Annotated in this window: 27 protein-coding genes; 16 read left to right on the forward strand and 11 right to left on the reverse strand. The window is 30.3% G+C overall.

Annotated features, from left to right (window positions below; genetic code table 11):
* Positions 1-11: 11 nt before the first annotated feature.
* Positions 12-299, reverse strand: a complete 288-nt coding sequence (locus B5E58_RS06480; protein ID WP_088108873.1) for a helix-turn-helix domain-containing protein — start codon at positions 297-299, stop codon at positions 12-14.
* Between the two features lie 355 nt (positions 300-654).
* Here B5E58_RS06480 and B5E58_RS06485 point away from each other — a divergent pair, with 355 nt between their 5' ends.
* Together B5E58_RS06485 and B5E58_RS06490 are read left to right on the forward strand one after the other, a co-directional pair.
* Positions 655-1152: a hypothetical protein gene (locus B5E58_RS06485; protein WP_158097685.1), complete on the forward strand. Its 498-nt coding sequence runs from the start codon at positions 655-657 to the stop codon at positions 1150-1152.
* A gap of 123 nt (positions 1153-1275) precedes the next feature.
* Positions 1276-1461 carry a PspC domain-containing protein gene (locus B5E58_RS06490; protein WP_088108875.1) on the forward strand — a complete coding sequence of 62 codons (186 nt, stop codon included), beginning with the start codon at positions 1276-1278 and terminating at the stop codon, positions 1459-1461.
* A gap of 28 nt (positions 1462-1489) precedes the next feature.
* On the opposite strand, the gene B5E58_RS06495 is transcribed toward B5E58_RS06490, so the two are convergent.
* The 3 genes from B5E58_RS06495 to B5E58_RS06505 form a co-directional block, all read right to left on the reverse strand.
* Complete coding sequence (locus B5E58_RS06495; RefSeq protein WP_088108876.1) at positions 1490-2089, reverse strand: DUF4364 family protein; 600 nt, start codon at positions 2087-2089, stop codon at positions 1490-1492.
* Between the two features lie 80 nt (positions 2090-2169).
* On the reverse strand, positions 2170-3096 hold the full coding sequence (locus B5E58_RS06500) for a TIGR01212 family radical SAM protein (protein ID WP_088108877.1): 927 nt from the start codon (positions 3094-3096) through the stop codon (positions 2170-2172).
* A 39-nt stretch (positions 3097-3135) separates the two neighbouring features.
* Complete coding sequence (locus B5E58_RS06505) at positions 3136-3561, reverse strand: hypothetical protein (RefSeq protein ID WP_088108878.1); 426 nt, start codon at positions 3559-3561, stop codon at positions 3136-3138.
* A 212-nt stretch (positions 3562-3773) separates the two neighbouring features.
* Here B5E58_RS06505 and gdhA point away from each other — a divergent pair, with 212 nt between their 5' ends.
* Positions 3774-5105, forward strand: a complete 1332-nt coding sequence (gene gdhA / locus B5E58_RS06510) for an NADP-specific glutamate dehydrogenase (RefSeq protein ID WP_088108879.1) — start codon at positions 3774-3776, stop codon at positions 5103-5105.
* A gap of 114 nt (positions 5106-5219) precedes the next feature.
* Here the strand turns inward: gdhA and B5E58_RS06515 are convergent, their stop codons facing one another.
* On the reverse strand, positions 5220-5588 hold the full coding sequence (locus B5E58_RS06515) for a VOC family protein (RefSeq protein WP_088108880.1): 369 nt from the start codon (positions 5586-5588) through the stop codon (positions 5220-5222).
* A 23-nt stretch (positions 5589-5611) separates the two neighbouring features.
* Positions 5612-7231 (reverse strand): hypothetical protein, encoded by a 1620-nt coding sequence (locus B5E58_RS06520; protein ID WP_088108881.1) that lies wholly within the window; start codon positions 7229-7231, stop codon positions 5612-5614.
* 113 nt (positions 7232-7344) lie between these two features.
* Here B5E58_RS06520 and B5E58_RS06525 point away from each other — a divergent pair, with 113 nt between their 5' ends.
* From B5E58_RS06525 to B5E58_RS06585, 13 genes are read left to right on the forward strand one after another with little or no spacing between them, the layout of a single operon-like run.
* Positions 7345-8826, forward strand: coding sequence for a cobyric acid synthase (locus tag B5E58_RS06525; protein ID WP_088108882.1), 1482 nt, complete (start codon positions 7345-7347; stop codon positions 8824-8826).
* The gene (gene cbiB, locus B5E58_RS06530; RefSeq protein ID WP_158097686.1) at positions 8823-9764 is read left to right on the forward strand and encodes an adenosylcobinamide-phosphate synthase CbiB; all 942 of its coding nucleotides are present in this window, start codon (positions 8823-8825) and stop codon (positions 9762-9764) included. Before B5E58_RS06525 ends, cbiB begins: the two co-directional genes overlap by 4 nt.
* A gap of 13 nt (positions 9765-9777) precedes the next feature.
* A complete protein-coding gene (locus B5E58_RS06535) occupies positions 9778-10848 on the forward strand; it encodes a pyridoxal phosphate-dependent aminotransferase (protein WP_088108884.1) in 1071 nt (356 codons plus the stop codon).
* The gene (locus tag B5E58_RS06540; protein WP_088108885.1) at positions 10824-11357 is read left to right on the forward strand and encodes a cob(I)yrinic acid a,c-diamide adenosyltransferase; all 534 of its coding nucleotides are present in this window, start codon (positions 10824-10826) and stop codon (positions 11355-11357) included. Before B5E58_RS06535 ends, B5E58_RS06540 begins: the two co-directional genes overlap by 25 nt.
* Positions 11358-11365: 8 nt before the next feature.
* The gene (locus B5E58_RS06545) at positions 11366-12730 is read left to right on the forward strand and encodes a cobyrinate a,c-diamide synthase (RefSeq protein ID WP_088108886.1); all 1365 of its coding nucleotides are present in this window, start codon (positions 11366-11368) and stop codon (positions 12728-12730) included.
* Positions 12723-13370, forward strand: coding sequence for a precorrin-8X methylmutase (locus B5E58_RS06550; RefSeq protein ID WP_088108887.1), 648 nt, complete (start codon positions 12723-12725; stop codon positions 13368-13370). Before B5E58_RS06545 ends, B5E58_RS06550 begins: the two co-directional genes overlap by 8 nt.
* A 1-nt stretch (position 13371) precedes the next feature.
* A complete protein-coding gene (cbiD, locus tag B5E58_RS06555; protein WP_158097687.1) occupies positions 13372-14478 on the forward strand; it encodes a cobalt-precorrin-5B (C(1))-methyltransferase CbiD in 1107 nt (368 codons plus the stop codon).
* A gap of 3 nt (positions 14479-14481) precedes the next feature.
* The gene (gene cbiE, locus B5E58_RS06560; RefSeq protein WP_088108889.1) at positions 14482-15696 is read left to right on the forward strand and encodes a precorrin-6y C5,15-methyltransferase (decarboxylating) subunit CbiE; all 1215 of its coding nucleotides are present in this window, start codon (positions 14482-14484) and stop codon (positions 15694-15696) included.
* Entirely contained in the window at positions 15686-16381 is a 696-nt protein-coding gene (gene cobI / locus B5E58_RS06565; RefSeq protein WP_088108890.1) for a precorrin-2 C(20)-methyltransferase, read from the forward strand. The genes cbiE and cobI overlap by 11 nt, the downstream gene beginning before the upstream one ends.
* The gene (cobM, locus tag B5E58_RS06570; RefSeq protein ID WP_088108891.1) at positions 16381-17124 is read left to right on the forward strand and encodes a precorrin-4 C(11)-methyltransferase; all 744 of its coding nucleotides are present in this window, start codon (positions 16381-16383) and stop codon (positions 17122-17124) included. Before cobI ends, cobM begins: the two co-directional genes overlap by 1 nt.
* Before the next feature lies 1 nt (position 17125).
* Positions 17126-18097 carry a cobalt-precorrin 5A hydrolase gene (locus B5E58_RS06575; protein ID WP_158097688.1) on the forward strand — a complete coding sequence of 324 codons (972 nt, stop codon included), beginning with the start codon at positions 17126-17128 and terminating at the stop codon, positions 18095-18097.
* 12 nt (positions 18098-18109) lie between these two features.
* The gene (gene sfsA, locus B5E58_RS06580; RefSeq protein ID WP_088108893.1) at positions 18110-18823 is read left to right on the forward strand and encodes a DNA/RNA nuclease SfsA; all 714 of its coding nucleotides are present in this window, start codon (positions 18110-18112) and stop codon (positions 18821-18823) included.
* 27 nt (positions 18824-18850) lie between these two features.
* Complete coding sequence (locus B5E58_RS06585; protein WP_242956616.1) at positions 18851-20023, forward strand: D-alanyl-D-alanine carboxypeptidase family protein; 1173 nt, start codon at positions 18851-18853, stop codon at positions 20021-20023.
* A 43-nt stretch (positions 20024-20066) separates the two neighbouring features.
* On the opposite strand, the gene spoIVB is transcribed toward B5E58_RS06585, so the two are convergent.
* From spoIVB to B5E58_RS06610, 5 genes are all read right to left on the reverse strand, one after another.
* A complete protein-coding gene (spoIVB, locus tag B5E58_RS06590; protein WP_088108894.1) occupies positions 20067-21326 on the reverse strand; it encodes a SpoIVB peptidase in 1260 nt (419 codons plus the stop codon).
* Between the two features lie 78 nt (positions 21327-21404).
* Positions 21405-22586 (reverse strand): D-alanyl-D-alanine carboxypeptidase family protein, encoded by a 1182-nt coding sequence (locus B5E58_RS06595; protein WP_088108895.1) that lies wholly within the window; start codon positions 22584-22586, stop codon positions 21405-21407.
* Between the two features lie 65 nt (positions 22587-22651).
* Complete coding sequence (gene scpB, locus B5E58_RS06600) at positions 22652-23191, reverse strand: SMC-Scp complex subunit ScpB (RefSeq protein WP_088108896.1); 540 nt, start codon at positions 23189-23191, stop codon at positions 22652-22654.
* Positions 23188-23958, reverse strand: coding sequence for a segregation and condensation protein A (locus tag B5E58_RS06605; RefSeq protein WP_088108897.1), 771 nt, complete (start codon positions 23956-23958; stop codon positions 23188-23190). Before B5E58_RS06605 ends, scpB begins: the two co-directional genes overlap by 4 nt.
* 18 nt (positions 23959-23976) lie before the next feature.
* Positions 23977-24594: a site-2 protease family protein gene (locus tag B5E58_RS06610; protein WP_088108898.1), complete on the reverse strand. Its 618-nt coding sequence runs from the start codon at positions 24592-24594 to the stop codon at positions 23977-23979.
* Positions 24595-24820 lie beyond the last annotated feature (226 nt).

A 24820-nucleotide genomic window follows, 5' to 3' on the forward strand; every position in this document is an offset into this window, starting at 1 on the left:
ATATCCGTCTATTATTTTTTCTTTTTACTGTCAAAATATTCCACTAGCTCATATATAATATTTATTTCATCTTCATCAAAATTATCAAGATTTATACTCATTTTATTTTCTATTCCAAGTATATAATCGCTTGAAACATGAAAAATTTTTGCAAATTTTACTATATATTGTGTCGTCGGTGTGGATAAACCGCTTTCCCATGCATTTATACTTGACCGAGTAACGTTAAGTTTACGTGCAAGTTCTGCTTGTGAAATACCACTTTTTATTCTTAGTGATTTTATTCTGTCGGAAAGCATTTTAAATTACCTCCTTAAAAGTTTGTATGTATTTATTCTAATAAAATAATGATGGATAATTCATTATCATTATATGTATAGTTTAATTGACAACTTGTTGTTGACAAATAAAATGTATTACTTTATAATTTTAATAAAGATTACATTTTGTGTATAATAGCATGTTTGTTTAATTAAAAGTAATTTTATAGTTTTTTGGAGACTTAATATGATACTATATTTTAATAAAAAATACAAAAAAATAACTTTTTTAAAAAATGATTGCTATGAAAAAAGTTTTAATAGAAAGTTTTTAATTTCTATTATATTTATGATATTTATAATAGTGTCCGTGTTTATTTTTTTATACACAAAAATGATTTATCCTCAAAAAATTTATCTTGAAGCTATTAATTTTCTAAACCAAGGAAAATATATAGAAGCAGAAAGGCTTTTTGATATTATACCTGAATATGAAAATTCTAGTAAAATAAAAGAACAGATGAAATATGAAAAGTTTTTCCTTAAATGTTTTAATAATGCTGATGAGTTTGAAGAACATAATAATGATATTAAAATAAACAATGTTGAGTTTTTTTATGATAATGAAGGAAATTTTTATTGTATAGCTAATTATGTATTAAAACAATCTATGGATAGCAATATGAAAGGATATATTGTTTTTGATGGAGAATATAATTATATTGGAAAATGCTCTAAAATTAATGTAAAAAGATTGAAAAGTGATGATGAAAAGTATATATCAAATCTTATAAATGAAGTTTATAATACATACCAAAAAACAACTATGGGAGTTAATATTGATAGAGTAAATAATTTAATAAAAAGTGGTAATTATGAAAATATACCATAAAAAAAGAATTTCTGTTTTTTTACAGAAATTCTTTTTTTATATATTTACAAAATATAAAATCACAGACACAAACTATAAATTTGCGTATTATTTATTAGACTAAATAATTTAAGGTGATAAAATATGGATAAAAAACTTTGTCTGTCTGAAAATAAAATAATAGGTGGTGTATGTGGAGGTATAGCAGAGTATTTTGATTTTGAACCGTCCCTTGTTAGAATAGTTTGGGTTTTGATGTTTTTTTTAATTTCTGTTTTTATGATAGTGTTATATTTTGTGTGTTGGGCAATATTACCTTCAAAAAAATAAAGAGTATAGGTTTTTTATCCTATACTCTTTATTTTTTTAATGCTTTGTCAAAATCTATTGTTTCTGGCAAAGTTATTTTTTTTATGGGAATTTCTTTATTTGAAATCATAGCAGTAAATATTGAACCGTAAAGTTTGTTAACATTCTTTTTCCAATTAGAACACATAAGTCTTGCCTGTTCTTTTGAAGGTACGGAAACATTTATTTCCATAAGACATACACCTTCACTGTCATATATACCGCATTTTACACTATATTCATTGTTAAGCTCCAAAAAATAGTTTGCTGTGACTTCATATTCAGCTTTTATTCTTTTACCGTTTTCATGAACATATGAAATAATATCATTTTTAGCCGCAGGTGAGATATGCTTTATAAATATGCTAAGAACTTCTGTACCTTCGTCTGTAAGAGAATATCTTGTGGTATTATTCTCTTTTTGTTGGTCAAGAAAACCTGATTCAACAAGCTCCGAAAGATACTGCTGTGCATTGAAATAATTTATGTAGTTTTTTTCAAGAAGAAATTGGCAAATCTCACTGTTTGAGAGAGCTATACCCATTTTTTCAATAAGATATAATATTATAAGCTTATCTTCTGCAAGTCTTCGTAGCTTATTATTAGACATTTTAAAACACTCCCGGTTACATAAAATACATTATAGCTATATTATTATATAATACTTTTAATATATAGACAAATAAATTTCTACATTTTTTTTAATTTTTTTCCTTGAAATGAATTGTTTTTACGCATTTTTTTGTGAATGAGATTTAGAGTTCCTCTTTTATCAAGGCTCCAAAGAGGTTCAATAAGATTTTCACGATTTCCATCACCTGTTAAACGATGTATGACAACATTTTCAGGTATATTTTCAATAGCTTCAATTATAATATCTGTGTATTCTTCTTGACTAAGTATATGAAATCCTTTGTTAATATAATAGCTATAAAGTCGGGAGTCTCTTAAAACATGAAGAAGTTGAAGTTTTATTCCGTCAATAGGGAAAGAGGTAACATATTTTACAGTATTAATCATATCTTCATGGCTTTCATTGGGAAGTCCTAATATTGTATGAACAACAACTTCTATATTTCTATTTTTAAGTTCTTTTATAGCTTTTTCAAAAATATCATTTGTATATCCTCGATTTATAAATTTTGCTGTTTCTTCATTTGCTGTCTGAAAACCTAATTCAACCCATAAATATGTTTTTTCATTAATTTCAGATAAAAGTTCAAGAACATCTTCAGGCAAACAATCAGGACGTGTAGCTATGGCTATTCCGCATATATCATCACAGTTAATAGCTTCATAATATTTCTTTCTAAGGTCGGAAACAGAGCTGTATGTGTTTGTGTAGGACTGAAAATAGGCAATATATTTTGCATTTTTCCATTTTTTCGCTGTCTGTTCTTTTCCTTTTTCTATCTGTTCTCTTATGGGCATTATACGACTTTCTGCAAAGTCTCCAGAGCCCTTTGAGCTACAAAATATACATCCACCAAAACTTTTCGTTCCGTCTCTGTTGGGACAAGTAAAACCACCATCTATTGATATTTTTGCAATTTTTGTTCCGAATTTATTTTTAAGACTATAATTTAAAGAATTATACGGCTTATCGCCCCAAAGCATAATATATACCCCCAAATTTTAAATAAATTATATTATATTCTAAATCCTTTCAAGTATAAAGTCAAAATTTGAATTTTCTTCTCTTATTTTTTGACATAGCTCAACAAGATTTTTAAATTGTATATCTGATTTTAAAAGTCGTAATTCTTTTATAAAATTAACTTTGCATTCTCTCTTAAATTCTTCACAAAAAATTTCTGCTTCTCTTTCTGATTTACTGTATAATGCTGACATAAAAATTTCATGGCTTTTGTCTGTCAAAGAAAAGGGAATACAGTCTTCTATTTCTTCCATAAGTTCTTTTATTGTTTTGTTGTTTATTTTTTCATTTTCCATATAGGAATAAAATGAATTTTCATCAATAAATATTACATTTTGTAGTGTTTTATAAGGATAATCCCATATAAAATTCCTTATTGATAAAAGTATGTCGTTAAGCCTTTCAAATGTTACTGTTTTTTTCATGAAAAGACCTCCTTGTATATAGTAATATTTACACTAAAAAAATAAATAAACTCTGTAATAGGTGGAATTTTGTACGCCGTATAAGGAATATTTATGGAAAGTATAAGACACTTTCTATTGTAAAATTAACTATTTTAGTAATATAATAGACCTGTAATAATTTTAAAAATTATTTTAAATTAAAAATAAAAAAAGAACGGAGGAAGCTTACAATGTCATATATTGATAACGTATTATCAGGAGTTATAGCAAGAAATCCGGCTCAGCCAGAGTTTATACAGGCAGTTGATGAGGTTTTAAACTCATTAAGACCTGTTATTGATGCAAATCCAAAATATCAGGATTTAAACCTTATTGAAAGAATAGTTGAGCCTGAAAGACAGATTATTTTCCGTGTACCTTGGGTTGATGATAACGGCAAGGTTCAGGTTAACAGAGGATACCGTGTACAGTTTAACAGTGCAATCGGACCATACAAAGGAGGACTTCGTTTCCATCCATCTGTAAACCTTGGTATTATTAAATTCTTAGGATTTGAGCAGATTTTCAAAAATTCTCTTACAGGTCTTCCAATCGGTGGCGGTAAGGGTGGTTCTGACTTTGACCCTAAAGGAAAAAGTGACAGAGAAGTTATGGCATTCTGTCAGAGCTTTATGACAGAACTTTGCAAATATATCGGTGCTGATGTTGACGTTCCAGCTGGAGATATTGGTGTAGGTGGACGTGAAATTGGTTTCCTTTACGGACAGTATAAGAGAATTACAGGTCTCTATGAAGGTGTTCTTACAGGAAAAGGTCTTACATACGGCGGTTCTCTTGCTCGTACAGAAGCAACAGGTTTCGGTCTTATTTATATCGTTGAAGAAATGCTTAAAAACGCTGGAAACAGCATTGAAGGAAAAACAGTTGTTATCTCTGGTTCAGGTAACGTTGCTTTATATGCTTGTAAGAAAGCTCAGGAGAAAGGTGCTAAAGTTGTTACACTTTCAGACTCTAACGGCTGGATTTATGACAAAAATGGTATCGACCTTGAAGCTGCAAGAGAAATCAAAGAAGTTAAGAGAGGACGTATCAAAGAGTATCTTGAATACCACAAAGATGCTGAATACCATGAAGGTAAAGGCGTTTGGACAGTACCTTGTGATATCGCTCTTCCATGTGCTACACAGAACGAACTTAACGAAGAAGATGCAAAAACACTCGTTAAAAATGGCTGTATAGCTGTTGGTGAAGGTGCAAACATGCCTTCAACTAAAGAGGCTATTGATGTATTCCTTGCAAGCAAAACACTCTTTGCTCCTGCTAAAGCTGCTAACGCTGGTGGTGTTGCTACTTCAGCTCTTGAAATGAGCCAGAACAGCCAGAGACTTTCTTGGACATTTGAAGAAGTAGATTCTAAACTTAACGGAATTATGGTTAATATCTACAAAGAAATGGCAGAAGCTGCTAAAGAATACGGAATGGAAAATAACTTTGTTGCTGGTGCAAACATTGCTGGTTTCCGTAAAGTTGCAGATGCTATGCTTGCTCAGGGAATTGTTTAATTTAAAATTAATTGAATAGATAAGTAAATTCACTCATATCACAAAAGAAAAGTTTATAAATGTACAAAAGAAAAACCTCTGATATTTTATCAGAGGTTTTTAATATTTTATTTATTATTTGCTAGGTACAATCTCAATCCAATAATTATCAGGGTCATTTATGAAATAAATTCCCATAGCTTCGTTGTTGTAACATATACAGCCCATTTCTGAATGTTTTTTAAAGGCTTCTTCATAGTTGTCTGTTACAAATGCAAGATGAAATTCATTTTCTCCAAGATTATAAGGCTCTTTTCTGTCTCTAAGCCATGTAAGTTCTAAAGAAAAATCGCTTTTTCCGTCACCCATATAAACAAGAATGAAACTTCCGTCAGATGCTTCTTTTCTTCTTACTTCTTTAAGTCCTAAAGCTTCCTCATAAAATTTTATACTTTTTTCAAGGTCGAGTACATTGTAGTTGTAGTGATTAAATTTGAAATCCATAGTTTTAATACCTCCGTTTTTAATTATTTATGTTCGTGGTGGTCGTGACCACAATCGCAGTCGTGATGATGGTGATGTTCGTGACCACAGTCGCAATCATGGTGATGATGATGTTCATGACCACAGTTACAATCATGGTGGTGATGATGTTCGTGACCACAATCGCAATCATGGTGATGATAATCCATTAATCCCCAATCTTCATCTTTTTCTTCTTCTGTTCTGTAATCATAACCATTGTCTGTAAATACCATTCCCGCTTTATCTACAATAAGAACTTTGTGTTCAAAATCAGGAGTATTTTCCATAGCTTCTCTTATAAGATTTATAGCCTCATCAACAGTAAATGCAGGTGGAAGTGATGAGAGAAGTAATTGCATTGAAAGTTTTCTTATTTTTGAAGGAAGTTTTGCAAAGTATTCTCTCATTGTGTTTATAAATTCATCAAATACTTTGTTTTTAAATTCCATACTTGCAGGAGGAAGATTTGTATCTATGTTAAAGTTGAATATTTCATCATTTATATCTCCATAGTACATACTTCTAACAAAGCTATCGCTCATAATACTTTTTGCTGTCTCATCAGAGAGATTTTCAAAAGAACCTACTTTCTCAATTATTTTAAGTTCTTCAGCACTTAAAGCGTTAGCCTTATCAATTATAGGTTCAAAAGCATTTTCAAGTCTTTCATTTAATGTGTCTGTGAAAGCTAAAGCTGTTTCAGAGTCTGTCTCTCCTGTTAATATTTCACATACAGAGTGATAAAGGTCACTGTACTCAAAATTATTTTCTGTAAGTTCATCAAATGTATATGATGTATAGAAAAGTATTATGAGAGAGTTTATATCGTTGAACATCTGAGCAAAATAATCTTCAATTTTGTTAAGTGTGTCAAATACAGCGTTGAAATCTGTATATTCCTCATCAAGTTCCTCATCACTTAATTTTTCAGATACAATATTTTTCTTTTCTGCAAGCCACTGTGCAAGCTCTGGGAAATATTTCCCGTAAGTTTCTTGATTTTCAGGGGCACAGGCAGACTCTATTGTTCTTAAAGCATTTTTAATTGACTCCTCAGACTCACCACTGAAAGCTATATTGAGAGACTCTTTTATAATATCAAAATATTTTTCTCTAGCCATTTTCAGAGGTATACATTTTAAAAGCTGTCCCATAAAGTTTTTCTGTTGTACAGGATTTTCAGCTGTTGTTAAGAACTGTACACAGTCATTGTAAAACATATCAAATTCAATTTTTTTATCTGATACATTATCTTCACGATATTTTCTTACAGCTACTTCATCAGTTACAGGAGATGAATAAATTCCCCATGAAGCAAAATATCTATATATATTTTCATATATTTTTACTATTGATTTTTTTATATCTAAACAATCATCAAGAGAGGCTTTTATAAACTCTTTGTCACCGTTTAATATATCCTCAAGTTTAACAATATAGTGTTTTATACCGTCTTTTATCTCTATAATGTCAGAATGAATTTCATAAGGTATTTCGTTTTCGTCTCTTTCCATATCTTCTATGGCACTCATAAGTATAAGTAAAAGACTTCCTACAGCTTCGTTATATACATAGTCAGCAGATATTTTTTTAAGTCTTTCTTCTGTTTTTATATCAACCATTTTGTAGATTAATCTCCTTTCAAAAAATTTGTTTTTTAGATTACAATATATTATAATTCAATATGAATTTAATAACAATATAAACATTTTAATATATAAATCGGAGAAATGGTATGAAAAACAAAAGTATAATGCTTCAAGGTACAGCTTCAAATGTGGGAAAAAGTCTTTTGTGTACAGCTCTTTGTAGAATATTTACAGAGGACGGATATAATGTAAATCCTTTCAAATCACAAAATATGTCCCTTAATTCCTATATAACACCGGAAGGAGGGGAAATGGGTAGGGCACAGGTTGCACAGGCTGAGGCTTGCCATAAACTGCCCCATACAGACATGAACCCTATACTCTTAAAACCTTCCACAGATAAAAAATCCCAAATAATATTAAATGGAAAAGTTTTTGATAGTATGAATGCTATGGACTATTTTAAGTTTAAACCTAACTTAAAACCTGAAATAGAGAAAACATATAAAAGATTACTTGATAAAAGTGATATTGTAGTTCTTGAGGGTGCAGGAAGTCCGGCAGAAATAAATCTTAAGGATAATGATATTGTAAATATGGGTATGGCTGAAATAGCTAACTCTCCTGTAATACTTGTAGGCGATATAGATAAGGGGGGAGTTTTTGCTTCTCTTGTGGGAACAATAATGCTTTTAACTCCTGAGGAGAGAAAGAGAGTAAAAGGTATAATAATAAATAAGTTTAGAGGAGATGTGTCTCTTTTAGAGCCGGGACTTGTTCAGATTGAGGAGATAACAAAAGTTCCTGTTATAGGTGTTGTTCCTATGGTTGATGTTGATATAGATGACGAGGACAGCGAAGCGGATTTCCTTAAATATTCAAAAAATAAAAATGGTAATATTGACATAGCTGTAATAAAATTGCCATATATTTCTAATTTTACTGATATAAATGCTCTTGCTCTTGAAAAAAATGTCAATATAAGATTTGTAAATAGTTGTGAGGAATTGGAAAAACCTGATATAATAATACTTCCGGGAACAAAAAGCACTATGAATGCCCTTGAGTTTTTAAGGGAAAAAGGTCTTTTTTATGAAATAAAAAAAGCTCATAATGAAGGTGCTTTTGTTTTTGGAATATGTGGTGGTTATCAGCTTATGGGTAAAACTATAAATGATGAAAACTCTGTTGAAAGTGATATTAAAACTATGGAAGGTTTAGGACTTCTTAATATTCATACATATTTTGAAAATGAAAAGAAAACTGTTCTTTCTGAGGGTAAAGAGAGTCTTTTTGGTTTAAATGTAAAGGGTTATGAAATTCATATGGGTACAGAGAAAAAAGGAGATAATGTTAAATCCTTTATAAATACAGAATATGGCTTTGAAGGTGCTGTAAGCAGTGATAAAAGAGCTGTAGGAACATATTTCCATGGTATTTTTGATAATGGTGTATTTACAAGAAAATATGTAAACATGGTTAGAAGGTCAAAAAATATTGAGGAATATAATGGGGATATTGTTAATTTCTCAGACTATAAAGAAAGCCAGTATACTAAACTTGCAAATATAGTGAGAAATAGTATTGATATTGATAAAATATACAAAATATTGGAGGAAGACCTTTGATAAAAATAGTAATAGCACTTATTATTGATAGGATTTTAGGTGACCCATACAGTTATCCCCACCCTGTAAAGTATATGGGAAAACTTATATCATTCCTTGATAATAATATGAGAAAAATTTTTAAAACACCAAAAGGACTTAAATTTGCAGGATTTTTGACTGTTATAATAACAGTTTCTGTTTCTTTTGGTGTTTCATACGGTTTAATATATGGTTTTAATAGAGTAAACGATATACTTGGAGATATTGTTGAAATAATACTTATATGGAATTGTATAGCTTTAAGATGTCTTGATAAAGAGATTATAAAAATATATAACTCTCTTAAAGAAAGAGATATTGAAAAGGCGAGACAGCAAGTTTCATATCTTGTGAGTCGCGATACAAATTGTCTTGATGAAAAAGGCATTGTTAAGGCAGCTGTTGAGACAGCGGCGGAAAATATAACTGACGGTATAATATCACCACTTTTTTATATTATGATAGGCGGTGCACCTTTAGGAATTGCCTATAAAGCTGTAAATACCCTTGATTCTATGATAGGATATAAAAACGATAAATACATTGATTTTGGTTTCTTTGGTGCAAAACTTGATGATGTAGCTAATTTTATACCGGCAAGACTTACAGGTTTTGCTATGGTGATTTTTGCTTTTATAACAGGTAAAGACTATAAAAATGGTTATAGAATAATGATGAGAGACCATAAAAAAAGTAAAAGTCCCAATGCCGGCTGGACAGAAAGTGTTGTTGCTGGTGTAATGGGTATTGAGCTTTGTGGACCTACTGTGTATTTTAATAAAACTGTCTATAAAGATACAATAGGGGATAATATAAATGAAATAAATTATGAATATATTAAGACAACAACAGACTTTATGTATGGTGCAACACTTATTGTTGTGACTATGGGAATTATTGTTGCTTTTTTAATTTAAAGGATTGATTTTTATGAATTTTCACGGTGGAAATATATATGATTATGATAATGAAATTATAGATTTCAGTTCAAATATAAACCCTTTAGGTGTTTCGGAAAAACTTAAATATGAGATTTCAAAAAGAATTGATGAGGTATCAAAATATCCTGATATAAAATACTCAAAACTTAAAAGTAATATATCAAAATACCTTAATGTTGATAAAAGTAATATTACTGTGGGAAATGGTGCTGTTGATATTATATATAGAGCTGTAATCTGTTTACCACAAAAAAAGGCTTTTATTATGGCTCCGGCTTTTTCAGAGTATAGAAAGGCTTGTGAAATATCAAATAAGGAATATTTTGAGATACCTTCTTTTGATTTTGATAAAAATTATTTTGATATAGATTTTTTTAAAAGTAAAATAGAGGATAATTCAATTATAATAATATGTAATCCCAACAATCCAACAGGAGTTGGAATTAAAAATACTGATATTGAAAGTATAGTTGAAATTTCAGAAAAAAAAGGAAATTTTATAATTATAGATGAAGCCTTTATGGAGTTTACCTGTGATGAAGCAAAATTCTCTTTTATTTCAAATATAAAAAAATATAATAATGTTTTGATTATAAGAGCTGTGACAAAATTTTTCGGTCTTCCGGGAATAAGGCTTGGATATGGAATAAGTAGTAATTATAAATTAAATGAAAAAATGGAGTATTTCTCAAAGCCTTGGGATATAAATACATTTGCTGTTATCGCCTCAGATGTTATTTTTAATGATATTGATTATATTGAAAAATCTAAAAAATGGATTATTGATGAGAGAGAATTTATTTATAATTCTCTTTCAAATGAAAATAATATACACATATATAAATCAGACTCAAATTTCTTTTTGATTAAAACAAATAAAAATTCAAAATATATTAGAGATGAACTTTTGAAACATAATATATTAATAAGAATACCTGAAGGTTTTACAGGTCTTTTTGATAATTTTATACGTATTGCAGTTAAAGACAGGGAAAGTAATATAAAAATTATAAATGCATTGAGGAGTGAAAGCCTTTGGATAGAGAAGGAAGAATTATAGTTCTTACAGGTGATGGAAAGGGAAAGACAACATCAGCTTTAGGAATGGCTATGAGAGGACTTGGCTGGGGTAGAAAAGTATGTATACTCCAGTTTTTTAAATCTTTGGATTATGATTGCGGAGAGAGAATATTTCTTGAAAAATTAGGTTGTGAGATATACCCTTTAGGTATAGGCTTTTCTTGGCTTAAAAGCGAAAAAGAACAGAGAGAGGCTTTGAAAAAGGCTTGGGATATGTCTCTTTTAAAACTTTCCGATGATTATGATATGGTAATACTTGATGAGATTATAAATGTTTTTTCACAGAAAAATATTAATATAGATGATATACTCACAGAAAAAATGCTTTCTGATACAGTTAAAAAATATAGTTTAAATAAAGATATAATACTTACAGGTAGAGGCTGTCCAAAATCTATAATTGATATAGCTGATACAGTAACTGAAATGGTTAATATAAAACATGGATATGAAAAGGGCATAAAAGCCTGTAAGGGTGTAGAGTTTTAGGAGGAATTATGAAAGTACCAAGATTTGTTATAGCTGGTACAAACAGTGGTTGCGGAAAAACCACAATTACATCAGCACTTATTTCAGCACTTAAAAAAAGAGGTATGCAGGTACAACCCTTTAAAATGGGACCTGATTATATAGATACAATGTTTCATAGTTTTATAGCAGAGTGTGACGGAAGGAATATAGACTCATTTCTTTTTGATGATGATACATTTAGATATATTTTTCAAAAAAATAGCGAGGAAGCCGATATAGCTGTATGTGAAGGTGTTATGGGAATGTATGACGGAATAGGAAAAACATCTAATTCCAGTACAGCCGAAATGTCAAAGATTATAGATGCTCCCGTTATAATGGTTGTAAATGCAAAGGGAATGGCTGTAAGTGCTGCGGCTATGGTTAAAGGGTTTATTGAATTTGATAAAACTGTAAATGTTTGTGGTGTTATACTCAATAATGTTAAATCTGAAACACAGTATGTATTTTTAAAAAGCATAATAGAGGAACACACAGACACAGAAGTTTTAGGATATTTACAGGAAAATGAAAAAATTAAAATAGGAAGTAGACATTTAGGTCTTATTACAGCTAGAGAAGTATCAAGACTTGAAAAGAAAATGGATATTTTAGCTGATGAAGCTGAAAGAACTATTGATATTGATAGAATACTTGAAATTGCAGAAAATGCATCTGATTTAAAATTTAAAAATATACTTTCAAAGGATTTGAAAGATAAATTTAAGGGGCTTAGAGTAGGAATTGCCTATGATATGGCTTTCAATTTCTATTATCGTGATAATATAGATTTTCTTAATTATCTTGGAATTGAGACAGAATTTTTCTCACCTTTAAAAGATTACAGAATACCTAAAAATATTGATGCTCTTTATATAGGTGGAGGGTATCCCGAACTTTTCCCTGTGGAGCTTACGAACAATATTTCAATGAGAAATTCAATAAAACAGTTTGCCGAAAAAGGCGGATATATATATGCAGAGTGTGGCGGTCTTATATATATGAGTGAGAAAATAAAAACTTTTGACGGAAATGAATACAGTATGACAGGAGTTTTAAAGGGTAGCTGTAAAATGGGAGATAAGCTCCGTCATTTTGGATATGTTGAGCTTAAAGATAGAGAAACAGAAATGGAAATTAAAGGTCATGAGTTCCACTATTCTATTGAAAATATAAGAAATAGAACACTTTTTGAGGTTTCAAAAACACGAGGAAATAGGAAAACTGTTTGGAGAAGTGGCTATAATTATAAAAATGTTATAGCTTCTTATCCACATATACATTTTTATTCTAATATGGATTTTGTTATAAAATTTATAGAGAAAGCTATTAAGGAGGTAAAGAATGCTTGAAAAAATAGAAATGATATCACCTTCAGATATTGAAAATAGAAGTTTTCAGATAATATCAGAGGAGCTTGGAGATAAAAAATTTCCGCCTTTCTGTGAAAATATAGTAAAAAGAGTTATACATACAACAGCAGACTTTGATTATGCCGAAAATCTTTATATAAGTGAAAATGCTGTGGGAAAAGGTCTCAAAGCATTACAATCCGGTTGTACAATAGTTACAGACACAACAATGGCTCTTTCTGGCATAAATAAAAGAGTTTTATCATCTCTTGGAGGAAGTGTTAAGTGTTTTATAGCTGATGAAGATGTAAAGGAAGAAGCTAAAAAAAGAGGAATAACTCGTTCTGCTGTGGCTGTTGAGAAGGCTTCTAAAGACAAAAATATAAAAATATATGTTGTTGGAAATGCTCCAACAGCTTTAATAAGTCTTTATGACCTTATAAAAGAGGGAAAAATGGAAGTTCCAGACCTTGTTGTTGGAGTTCCTGTGGGATTTGTAAATGTTGTAGAGAGCAAGGAGCTTTTTGTAAACAGCGAGATACCTTGTATAATTGCCAGAGGAAGAAAAGGCGGAAGTAATGTGGCGGCAGCTATAATAAATGCCCTTCTTTATATTGTTTCAGAAAACAGGAGGGACTGATTTGTTAAAATCTTTGTATACAGAGATAGCCGGCAAAAAATACAGATTAGGCTATACAACAGGTACTTGCAGTGCAGCGGCAGCTATGGCAGCTGTAATGCTTTTTGAAGGCAAAAAAAGTGAAAGTGTTGTAATAAATACTCCTTATGGAATTGATGTTGAAATAGATATAATATACAGTGAAAAAAATAATAATTATGCTGTCTGTGGTGTTGTTAAAGATGGCGGCGATGATTACGATGTTACAAGTGGTATAAAAATATATGCAAAAGCCCAATTGACAGAGGGTGAAACCTTTGTGACAGGCGGAGAGGGAATAGGTATTGTAACAAAAAAAGGTCTTAAATGTAATGTGGGAGAATATGCAATAAATCCTGAACCTATAAAAATGATTAAAAAAGCTGTGTCTAGTGTATCAGATAAAAATTATAAAATAACTATATATGCCCCTGAAGGTGTTGATATAGCTAAAAAAACATTTAATCCACGTTTAGGCATTCAGGGAGGTATATCTATAATAGGAACAACTGGCATAGTTACTCCTATGTCTGAGGAGGCTTGGAAAGAGTCCTGTTCCTATGAACTTTCTGTCAAAAAAGCCAGTGGCAAAAAAAGTGTTTGTTTTGTATTTGGAAATTATGGTGAAGTTTTTGCTACAAAATATTTAGGAATAAATAAGGATTGTATCGTATCTATAAGTAATTTTGTTGGTTATATGCTTGATACTGCTTTAAATATGGCTTTTGATAATGTTCTCATTGTAGGACATACAGGAAAACTTATTAAAGTTGCAGCAGGTATATTTCATACCCATAGTAAAGTTGCTGACGGCAGAATGGAAACATTATGTACTCTTGTAGCTTTAGAGGGTGGAGATTATGAAGTCATAGAAAAAATATATAACTGTAATACCACAGATATGGCAGAAAAAATACTTAAAGATAGTAATTTGTCTCATATATGGCAGAAAGCCTGTGAAATAGCCAAAAAGAAGTGTTGTGACAGAATTTTTAATAAAATGAATGTAGGCTGTATTATGTTTAATAATGAAAATGAGATACTTGGAAAAAGTAAAAACTGGTCTTATATTATAAATGAACTGAGGTAGAATATGAATAAAGTTTATATAATAGGAATGGGCACAGGTGACGAAAGTCTTTTGACTTTTAAAGCTGTAAAAGTCATTGAAGATTGTGATGTTTTGATAGGCGGAAAACGTCATATTGAAAACTTTAAAAATAAAGAAAAAATTGAAATTAAAAATAATCTTTCTGATATTGTAAAATACATAAATGAAAATAAAGATACAAAAAAAATTGCAGTTCTTGCCAGTGGAGACCCTTTTATGTATGGTATAGGTTCTTATATAATTAAAAATGTTAAAAATGCAGTTTTTGAAAATATAAGTGGTATATCATCTGTACAGTATATGGCAGGAAAATGTGGTATACCATGGCAAGATATGTATATTGGAAGTGTTCATGGAAGAAATGAAAATATTTCTTCTCTTATATCAAACCATAAAAAATTGGCTCTTTTGACTGCTAAAAACACAAAAGAAGTTATAAAAGAAATTTATGACAATGGTTTTGATGATGTGTACATATATGTTGGTGAAAATCTTTCTTATGATAATGAGAGAATAACAGCAGGCTTTGCAGAGGATTTGATTTATAATGAATTTTCAGACCTTTCAGTTATGATTATATTAAATAATAATGAAAAGCCTTATAAATTCATATCCGGCGGAATACCTGATGAAATGTTTAAAAGAGGGAATGTTCCTATGACAAAAGAGGAAGTTCGCTCTGTATCGTTGTCAAAATTAAAACTTTTGGAAGATAGTATTGTTTTTGATATAGGTTCTGGAACAGGCTCTGTAACTGTTGAGTGTGGTTTAATGGCGAAGTTTGGAAAAGTTTATGGCTTTGAAAAAAATAGTGAGGCTGTTGAACTTACAAAATCAAATATAAAAAGATTTGGTGTTTATAACTGTGAAGTTATAGAGGGAGATGCTCTTGAAAGTATAAAAAATATTGATGTAGTGCCTTCAAGAGTTTTTATAGGTGGCACAGGTGGAAATATGAATGATATTTTGAATGTTATTTACGATAAATGCCAAAATGTAAAAGTTGTTATAAATTGCATAGCTGTTGAGAGTATTTATGAGGCTTTGAAAGGTCTTGAAAATATAGGATATAACAACATTGAGTGTGTTTCTGTTTCAGTTTCAAGAAATAAAAAAGCTGGAAGCAAAAATATGATGATAGGACAGAATACCGTATATATTATAAGCGGTGAGAAGGGAGACATAAGTGAAAGGTAAATTTTATGGTGTGGGAGTAGGTCCGGGAGACCCTGAACTTATAACACTTAAAGCAATTAATGTACTTAAAAAATGTGATTGTGTTGTAATTCCAAAGGCTGAAGGTCGTGACAGCACAGTTTTTAAAATAGCGAAGGAATATATAAACAAAGATACTGAAATCTGTGAAGTTTCATTTTCAATGGTAAAAGATAGTGAAAAAAGACAGAAAAGTCGTGAGGAAGCAGCTTACACTATATCAAAACATATTGATATGGGAAAAAATGTTGTTTTTATAACTCTTGGCGATATTTCTGTTTATAGCACTTGTATGTATGTATATAAAATATTAGTTGAAAAAGGTTATGATTGTGAGCTTATTCCGGGAGTTCCTTCATTCTGTGCCGTTGCCTCAAAGGTTGGAGAAAGTTTGGGAGAAGATGGAGAAAGTTTTGGAATAGTTCCTTCAGCATTGGGAATAGAAAAGCTTTCTAAAGCTGCTAAAAATTTTGATACAGTTGTAATTATGAAATCAGCTAAAAATATTGATACAGTTAAAGAGATACTTAAAGAAGAAGGTTTTGATAATGTAAAAGGTGTTATGAACTGTGGTCTTGAAAATGAAAGAGTTTTTATGAACAATGATGATATAGAAGGCGACCTTGGATATTTTACAACACTTATAGCAAAAAGAGGTGGAAAATAATGGTTTATATAGTAGGTGCAGGACCAGGAGATACAGAGCTTATAACTGTTAAGGGACTTAAAAGAGTTGAAAGTGCTGATATTATAATATATGCAGGTTCTCTTGTTAATCCTGAAATATTAAAATATGCAAAAAAAGACTGTGAGATACATAACAGTGCATATATGAACCTTGAAGAAGTTATTGATGTTATAAAAAAAGGTCATAGTGAGGGAAAAGACATTGTGAGACTTCACACAGGTGACCCTTCAATATATGGAGCTGTTCGTGAGCAGATGGATATTTTAAAAGAAAATAATATACCTTTTGAAAACATACCAGGAGTAAGTTCTTTTTGTGGTGCTGCCTCAGCTTTACAAGCAGAATACACATTGCCTAGTGTATCACAGACAGTAATATTGACAAGAATGGAAGGAAGAACAGCTGTACCAGAAAAAGAGAGTATTGAAAGTTTATCTAAACATAATGCTACTATGATTATATTTTTAAGTGTTGGAATGATTAGCGAACTTTCAAAAAAACTTATGGAAGGCTATTCAAAGGATACACCAGCAGCAGTTGTATATAAAGCTACATGGGAAGATGAAAAAATTGTAAGAGGAACACTTGCTGATATAGCAGAAAAAACAGAGAAAGCCGGCATTAAAAAAACAGCCCTTGTTATAGTTGGAAATTGTCTTGGAAATGATTACGAGCTTTCAAAACTCTATGACAAGAATTTTAAAACAGAATTTAGGGGATAATATGAATACAGCAGTTTTTTATATTACTGATAATGGCAAAAAAACAGCTCTTAAAATTTCTGAAAAAATAGAATGTGATGTTTTTGATAAAGAAAGTCTTAAAAATATTAAATTCTATTTTGATAATTATGACTCTTTAATTTTTATTATGGCAACGGGAATTGTTGTTAGAAAAATTGCTGAGTTTTTGAAAAGTAAAAAGACAGACCCCGCAGTTATTGTTTGCGATGATAAAGGAAAATTTGCTATAAGCCTTCTTTCCGGTCATATAGGGGGAGCTAACGAAATAGCTATAAAAATTGCTGAAATACTTGGTGGAACTCCTGTTATAACAACATCAACTGATGTAAATGAAAAAATAGCCTTTGATGTGTTTGCTAAAAAAAATAATCTTTATATAAAAAATATAGAGAATATAAAATATGTAAGTGGTGACATTGTAAATGGAAAAAATGTTGGGCTTTTTTCTGATGTTGATATAAAAGGGAATATTCCTAAATATATTATTGAAAATAAAAAATGTGAAAGTAATGTTTTTATAACAGCTTTAAAAAAGGATATAGACAAAAGAGATGTTTGTCTTGTGCCTAAAAAATATATTTTAGGTATAGGTTGTAAAAAAAATACACCTTTTTGTAACATAAATAATGCTGTCTATGATTTTTTGAAAAATATTGATGTTAAATCAATAAAAGCTGTAACATCAATAGATTTAAAAAAGAACGAAAAGGGTATAATTGATTTTTGTAATAATGAAAATATTGATTTTATAACATTTACATCAAAAGAACTTGAAAAAGTAGAGGGAGAATTTTCAAAATCGGATTTTGTACTTAAAACAACAGGGGTTTCAAACGTATGTGAGAGAAGTATAAAATGTTTTGATGAAAATGCTGTCATTATAAAAAATAAAACTATATATAAAGGTATTACTCTTGCATTGGGAGAGATTGACTTTGTATGTAGATTTTAAAGGAATGATTTTATGGTATATAATGAAACTGTTAAGGCGGTATTTAAAAGCCGCCCTAATAGATTTATAGCGAATGTTATATTAAATGGCAAAGATGAAACTGTTCATGTTAAAAATACAGGAAGATGTAAAGAGCTTCTTTTGGAGGGAGCTACTGTTATACTAGAAAAGAGCAATAATCCCAACAGAAAAACAGCCTATTCACTTATAGCTGTATATAAAGGCGATAATATTGTCAATATGGACTCTCAAGCTCCCAATGAGATTTTTGCTGACGCTATTTCTTCTGGAAAAATTGAAGAAATAGGAGAAGTTGATTTTGTCAAGAGAGAAGTAAAATATAAAAATTCAAGATTTGATATATATTACGAAAAAAATGGCAAAAAAGGATTTGTTGAAGTTAAGGGAGTTACCCTTGAAGAAAATGGATTGGCGAAATTTCCAGATGCACCAACGGAGAGGGGCACAAAGCATATTTTAGAGCTTATGGAGGCTAAAAAAGAAGGTTATGAAACTTCTATTGCCTTTGTTGTGCAGATGAAAGGCGTTAAATCTTTTACACCTCATAAGGAGAGAGACAAAAAGTTTTATGATGCTCTTTATAAGGCTTATAATGAGGGTGTAAATATACTCTTATATGATTGTAATGTTTCTGAAAATTCCATTGATATAGATAAAAAATATATGGCGGTGTTATATTTTAATATCCTTAAAAATATATTATAACAATAATATATATGAGGGGACTTTGATTTGAAGGATATTTTAAAAAAAACAACTGCCTTTTTTATTGCTATTATTTTGATGTTATCAAATATCTCCTGTGTTTTTGCTGAAGATAATGCAAATTTGGGACTTACTTCAAAAAGCTATGTTCTTATGGAAGAAAGCACAGGAAATGTTCTTGTTGAAGGTAACAGCCATGAAAAATTGCCTCCTGCCAGTGTTACAAAGGTTATGACTTTACTTTTGATATTTGAGGCTTTGGAACAAGGGAAAATTAAATATGATGACATGGTTACAGTGAGTAGTCATGCAGCCAGTATGGGAGGAAGTCAAGTTTTTTTGGAAGAAGGGGAAACTCAAACTGTAAAAGATATGATAAAATGTATATCAATAGCCTCTGCCAATGATGCTTCTGTTGCTATGGCTGAGTTTTTGGGAGGTAGTGAGGAAGGCTTTGTTCAGATGATGAATGATAGGGCTAAGGAATTAGGAATGAATGACACAAATTTTGTAAATGCCTGTGGTCTTGACGTCGACGGTCATGTTACATCAGCCTATGATATAGCTGTTATGTCGAGAGAGCTTATTAAAAATCATCCTGAAATAAAAGAGTATTCCACAACATGGCAGGACACAATAGTACATAAAACAAGAAAAGGTGAAAATGAGTTTGGGCTTACAAATACAAATAAACTCATAAAACAGTACAGCAAAGCCACAGGACTTAAAACAGGAAGTACGGGAAAGGCTTTGTACTGCCTTTCTGCCACTGCTGAAAATGAAAACATAAAACTTATAGCTGTAATAATGGCAGCTCCAGACCCTACAACGAGATTTAATGAAGCGGTTAAACTTCTTGATTATGGTTTTGCAAATTATGGCATAGAACAGGCAGGAAAAAAAGGTGATATTGTGGCGGAAGTTCCTATTTATAAGGGAAGTGAAAAAACTGTAAGAGGAAAGACTGCTGAAGATGTAAGTATACTTATTAAAAAAGGTGAAGATGCCAAAATAGAGACAAAAACAGAGACTATTCCAAATATTACAGCTCCTATAAATGAAGGAGATAAAATAGGTGAGATTGTATATATTGCAGATGGAAAAGAACAGGGAAGATGTGATATAGTAGCGGAAAACTCTGTTGATAAAATAAATATCAGTGAAATGATGATGAGATTGCTTTCAATATGGTGTAGATAAAATAGATATATTAAAAAGGCGTGAAGATTTCTTCACGCTTTTTTTATAACATATTCTCTATAAATATACCATAGCCCTTTGAAGGGTCGTTTACAAATACATGGGTGACAGCACCTATAATGTGATTATCCTGTATAATAGGGCTTCCGCTCATACCTTGAACTATACCTCCAGTTTCTTTTAAAAGATTTTCATTAGTAATTCTTATAACCATACCCTTTGAAGGATTTGAACTATTTCTGTCTATATCTTCAATGTTTATCTCATATTTCTTAACTTCATTTCCTGATATATTTGATAATATATAGGCTTTTCCTTCTTTTATATCATCTTTAAAAGCTATGGGAATAGCTTCTGTTCCTGTAAAATCTTCTTTTCCTTCAAATATTTTACCGTAAAGTCCACACTCTGTATTTTGATATATTTCACCTATTAAATTTTTGTTGTTAGTTTCACCTATAAGTTCTCCAGGTTTTCCTTTTTCACTTTTGTTTACTCCTGAAATTGATGTTTCTGTTATTTTACCGTTTTTTATTGATAAAAGGCTTTTGGTATCTATGTCATAAACTCCATGACCTAATGCACCAAATCCGCCGGTTTGTGGGTTATAGTATGTCAAAGTTCCTATACCTTGAGTACAGTCTCTTACCCATGCACCTATTTTTTGTTTTCCGTCATCAATAGATTTTGCGGGAGTTATAGTTTCTGTTTTTTCTTCTCCATTTCTAACTATGTTAAGCTTTAAAGCTCCTGTTGTATTTTCTACAATATCTATAAGTTCTTCTTTTTCTGTTATTTTTTGACCATTTACATGGGTTATAAGGTCTCCTGTTTTTAATATTCCTTTTGCGGGTTCACATACTTCATTTGTATTGTTATTTACAAATCCTGTTCCTAAAACAAGTATGCCGTCTGTATCAACAGAAACACCTACTGCCTTTCCAACAGGTACAAGTTTTGTTTCTGGTACAACATCAACATTTACACTTTTTACAGGTATTATTCCCAAAAGAGATATGTCTATTTTTCCTGTACCTGTCTGTATAGAGTTTATTGACACACTTCCTATGTCGGTTTTTATATTTTCCGTCAAAGGTTTGTTTGAAATACTTAAAACTTCTACACTTTCATCATCAACAGATACTTTTGCTGGTATTCCAACGAATAACTTTTCTTCCTGTCCTTCAACAATGCTTATGTTTGATGGTATTGCAAAATACATAAATATGAATGAAAGAAGGGTGAGAAGTGATAAAACTGCAAAGCCTTTTCTTAAAAATCTTTTCTTTTTCTTTAAAAACATTTATATTCACCCCATAACTTTTAATTTTGGTTTCATATATAAGTTTCCCCTATAAAAAAGGCTTATACAGTAAATTTATTAAATAATTTCAAATTTTTTCAGTATGTTTTCAAAAAGTGTGTCTCCGCTTCTTTGCCAAATATCAAATATTTTTTTTGATGAATTATAAATGTCGTTTCTCTGGGCATTTTCAGATGTCTTTATATTTATTTCTTTTTCTTTTTTGCCATTTATTATTATTTCTGCTTTTCCTATAATTGTGTCTTTTTTAATAGGTGCTTCAATACTATCAGGAAGAAGTATATTAATCATTATGTTTTCTTTTTCACTGTCATTTAAAGGCAATGAAAGATTTTCACACATTTCTGTTGATATAAATTCACTTTTTGACATTGTTACAGGAACATTTCCTGTAAAATCTCCAGATTTAACTATATCAACATTTGAAAAATTTTCAAAACCATAATTTAAAATATTTTTAGTGTCAATCCACTTTTGTTCTTTTCCAGTTGTTCCCCAGCCACTTCCCAAAACAACAGAAATAAGTGTCATTCCATTTCTTTTAGCAGCACCTACAAAACAGTGACCAGCTTTTCCTGTAAATCCTGTTTTAACACCTATTGCTCCTTCATATTCTGTCAAAAGACGGTCTTTATTTGTCACATCAAAAGTCCTTGTTCCTTTTACAGTGTAGGCAAGTGTTTTTATAACTTCTCTAAATATATCATTTTTTAGAGCGTAAGCTGTTATTATAGCCATGTCTTTTGCTGTTGAATGGTGATTTTCAAGGTCAAGACCGTTGGGTGTTTTAAAAACTGTGTCAGTGCAACCTAAATCTTTTGCTTTCTCTGTCATAGTTTCACAGAAATTTTCAACAGTTCCACCTAAATGTTCAGAAATGGCAACTGCTGTATCATTGTAAGATGAAAGCATCATAGCATATAATAAGTCTTTTAATGTGTATTGTTCTCCTTCTTTTATACCCATTTTTACTTCCGGTGCAGACTGGGCACGTTTGCTTACAGTTATTGTTTCATCTAGTTTTCCACTTTCTATGGCAATTATTGCTGTCATTATTTTTGTTGTGCTTGCCATTGCTAAAGGTTCATTTTCATTCTTTCCCCAAAGTATTCTACCTGTATCCATATCCATTAAAACAGCACCTAGAGCCTTTACTTCTGCTTGTTCTTTAGCTTTTATATTTAATGAAAATGAAAACATTAATATAAATGATAATATTATTGATACTGTTTTTTTCATAAAAAAACTCCTATCTAAATTTTGATAGGAGTATTTTTTGTAATAATTAAGTTAATATGTATTTTTTAATTTTTTTCTGTATTTTCCAAAGATATTTTTTCATCAAGGGGAGGAAGTTCCTTTACTGATGTAAAACCGAAATATCTTAAAAATTCCTTTGTTGTTCCAAAAAGAATAGGTTTTCCCGGTGTGTCAAGTCTTCCTTTTTCACATACAAGTTTTTTTTCAACAAGTTTGTTTACTGCATGGTCAGAGTTTACACCTCGTATTTCTTCTATTTGAGTTTTTGTTATAGGCTGTTTGTAGGCTATTATTGCCAATGTTTCAAGTAAAGCCTGAGTTAAACCCTGTCTCTGAGGGGATTTATACATATTTCTTATATATTCAAAACAGTTTGGTGAAGTACACATTTGATATGAATTTTCATATTCTACAATCTGTATTCCTCTTTTTTCTGTTGAGTATTTATCAGACAGAGAACGTACAATGGCTTTTGTTGTGGCTTTGTCCATATCTATTGTTTGAGCAAGAACTGATATAGGTACAGCTTCACCAGATATAAAAAGTAATGCTTCTATTACCGCCTCAAGTTCGCTAAGTTTCAATATAAATCACCTCCGTTATTTTTTGTTATTGTTATATCTCCAAAGGCTTTTTCCTGTGTAATAATAACGTCTTTCATTTTTATAAGTTCTAAGAGGGCGAGAAATGTTACAACTATCTCCATTTTTTTTGCACCACTCCTAAATATTGATTTAAAGATAATTTTTGGAGTTATAAAAAGCATATCACGAATATAGTTTATTTTTTCATCTATTGTGTAAAGGTCTCTCTCAACAGATTTGAAAGAACTTCTCACTTTATCCACCTTTGTCTCTTTTCTCTGCATAACTTCCTGAAAGGTATTAAATATATCTTTTAATGTGACACCATTAAAAAAACTGTCTAAATCATCATTTTTTTCAATGTCATCAAAAAGTTTTTCAAATTCTTCATTTTTTTTATAAAGAACTTGGGAGGCTTCCTCCTCATATTTTTTGAAATCTTCAGTTATATTTTTGAATTTTTTATATTCAATAAGTTTTTTAACAAGTTCTTCTCTTGGGTCTTCTCCTTCTTCCTCTGTTTTATCGTTTTTTTGTGAAGGAATAAGCATTTTTGATTTTATTTCAAGAAGGGTGGAAGCCATTATTAAAAATTCGCTCATACTTTCCATGTTTTTGTTTTGAGCCTTTTCTATGTATTCTATGTATTGGTCTGCAAGAGAAGATATTGGTATATCATATATATCTATTTCATTTTTTTCTATAAGATGATAAAGAAGGTCCAAAGGACCTTCAAAAGCATCAAGATGAACTGTTATTTTTTCCACAGAATTTACTCTCCTTTATCATAAACCGGCAAGAAGGCTTAAAATACTCATTAAACCGTTTATTACAGGTGTAAATATAAAGTCTGTTGTTCCTATAAATAAGAAAAGTAAGAATACAGCCTGTATAACTTTTTCATACTGTATATATTGGAAATATTTGTTTGAAGGTATTATGTGAGCTAAAACCTTAAGTCCGTCCATAGGTGAAACAGGCACAATATTATATACAGCAAGACTTATATTATATACAGCAATTTTTGAGAAAAGTGAAAACACAACTACATTTCCTGTTTTTATAAATAAATTTGCCAATATAAGACTTATATAGGCTACAATTATATTTGCTATATCAGGCATAATTGCTGTTAAAAGAGTATCTCTCTTTCTATTTTTATAGTATAAAGATGTTGTGTCAACAGGTTTTCCCCAACCGAAACCACCAGTTGCCAGCATAAGTATAAATCCTATTGGTTCAAAATGTTTAATTGGATTTAATGTTAAACGTCCTTTTTGTTTTGGCAGAGTGTCGCCTAAAATTGTTGATGTTAAAGCCCTTGTAAATTCGTGTACTGTTGTTGCAATTATAATTGCTATTAGTGCAAATAATATAAAAAGAAAACTGTTTATATTTACCATAAATTCAACTCCGTAATATTATTTTTTAAACTTAGACTGTAATAAATATAATATCAAAGTTATCATATTTAGTCTATACCTGTGATTTTAATTATATGTATATACGCATTATTATTAGTTAAATACTAAAAATTTTTATAATAAATTATATCAAAGTATTAAATATTAAAAAATTATGTATTTTATTCTATAATTAGATGATAAAACTATTTTATCATTTATAAGT

It is taken from the genome of Tyzzerella sp. An114, assembly GCF_002161055.1.
Taxonomy (GTDB): Bacteria; Bacillota; Clostridia; order Lachnospirales; family Anaerotignaceae; genus Fimicola; species Fimicola cottocaccae.

Bases quoted from the DNA above. Each gene is read 5' to 3' on its own strand.
- B5E58_RS06535 (WP_088108884.1), top strand. From the start codon at position 9,778: ATGAATTTTCACGGTGGAAATATATATGATTATGATAATGAAATTATA.
- cbiE (WP_088108889.1), top strand. From the start codon at position 14,482: ATGAATAAAGTTTATATAATAGGAATGGGCACAGGTGACGAAAGTCTT.
- B5E58_RS06520 (WP_088108881.1), bottom strand. From the start codon at position 7,231: ATGGTTGATATAAAAACAGAAGAAAGACTTAAAAAAATATCTGCTGAC.
- B5E58_RS06500 (WP_088108877.1), bottom strand. From the start codon at position 3,096: ATGCTTTGGGGCGATAAGCCGTATAATTCTTTAAATTATAGTCTTAAA.
- B5E58_RS06595 (WP_088108895.1), bottom strand. From the start codon at position 22,586: ATGAAAAAAACAGTATCAATAATATTATCATTTATATTAATGTTTTCA.
- cobM (WP_088108891.1), top strand. From the start codon at position 16,381: ATGGTTTATATAGTAGGTGCAGGACCAGGAGATACAGAGCTTATAACT.
- B5E58_RS06505 (WP_088108878.1), bottom strand. From the start codon at position 3,561: ATGAAAAAAACAGTAACATTTGAAAGGCTTAACGACATACTTTTATCA.
- B5E58_RS06550 (WP_088108887.1), top strand. From the start codon at position 12,723: ATGCTTGAAAAAATAGAAATGATATCACCTTCAGATATTGAAAATAGA.
- B5E58_RS06515 (WP_088108880.1), bottom strand. From the start codon at position 5,588: ATGGATTTCAAATTTAATCACTACAACTACAATGTACTCGACCTTGAA.
- sfsA (WP_088108893.1), top strand. From the start codon at position 18,110: ATGGTATATAATGAAACTGTTAAGGCGGTATTTAAAAGCCGCCCTAAT.
- B5E58_RS06610 (WP_088108898.1), bottom strand. From the start codon at position 24,594: ATGGTAAATATAAACAGTTTTCTTTTTATATTATTTGCACTAATAGCA.
- B5E58_RS06480 (WP_088108873.1), bottom strand. From the start codon at position 299: ATGCTTTCCGACAGAATAAAATCACTAAGAATAAAAAGTGGTATTTCA.
- B5E58_RS06545 (WP_088108886.1), top strand. From the start codon at position 11,366: ATGAAAGTACCAAGATTTGTTATAGCTGGTACAAACAGTGGTTGCGGA.
- B5E58_RS06490 (WP_088108875.1), top strand. From the start codon at position 1,276: ATGGATAAAAAACTTTGTCTGTCTGAAAATAAAATAATAGGTGGTGTA.
- B5E58_RS06575 (WP_158097688.1), top strand. From the start codon at position 17,126: ATGAATACAGCAGTTTTTTATATTACTGATAATGGCAAAAAAACAGCT.
- B5E58_RS06495 (WP_088108876.1), bottom strand. From the start codon at position 2,089: ATGTCTAATAATAAGCTACGAAGACTTGCAGAAGATAAGCTTATAATA.
- B5E58_RS06525 (WP_088108882.1), top strand. From the start codon at position 7,345: ATGAAAAACAAAAGTATAATGCTTCAAGGTACAGCTTCAAATGTGGGA.
- spoIVB (WP_088108894.1), bottom strand. From the start codon at position 21,326: ATGTTTTTAAAGAAAAAGAAAAGATTTTTAAGAAAAGGCTTTGCAGTT.
- B5E58_RS06485 (WP_158097685.1), top strand. From the start codon at position 655: ATGATTTATCCTCAAAAAATTTATCTTGAAGCTATTAATTTTCTAAAC.
- gdhA (WP_088108879.1), top strand. From the start codon at position 3,774: ATGTCATATATTGATAACGTATTATCAGGAGTTATAGCAAGAAATCCG.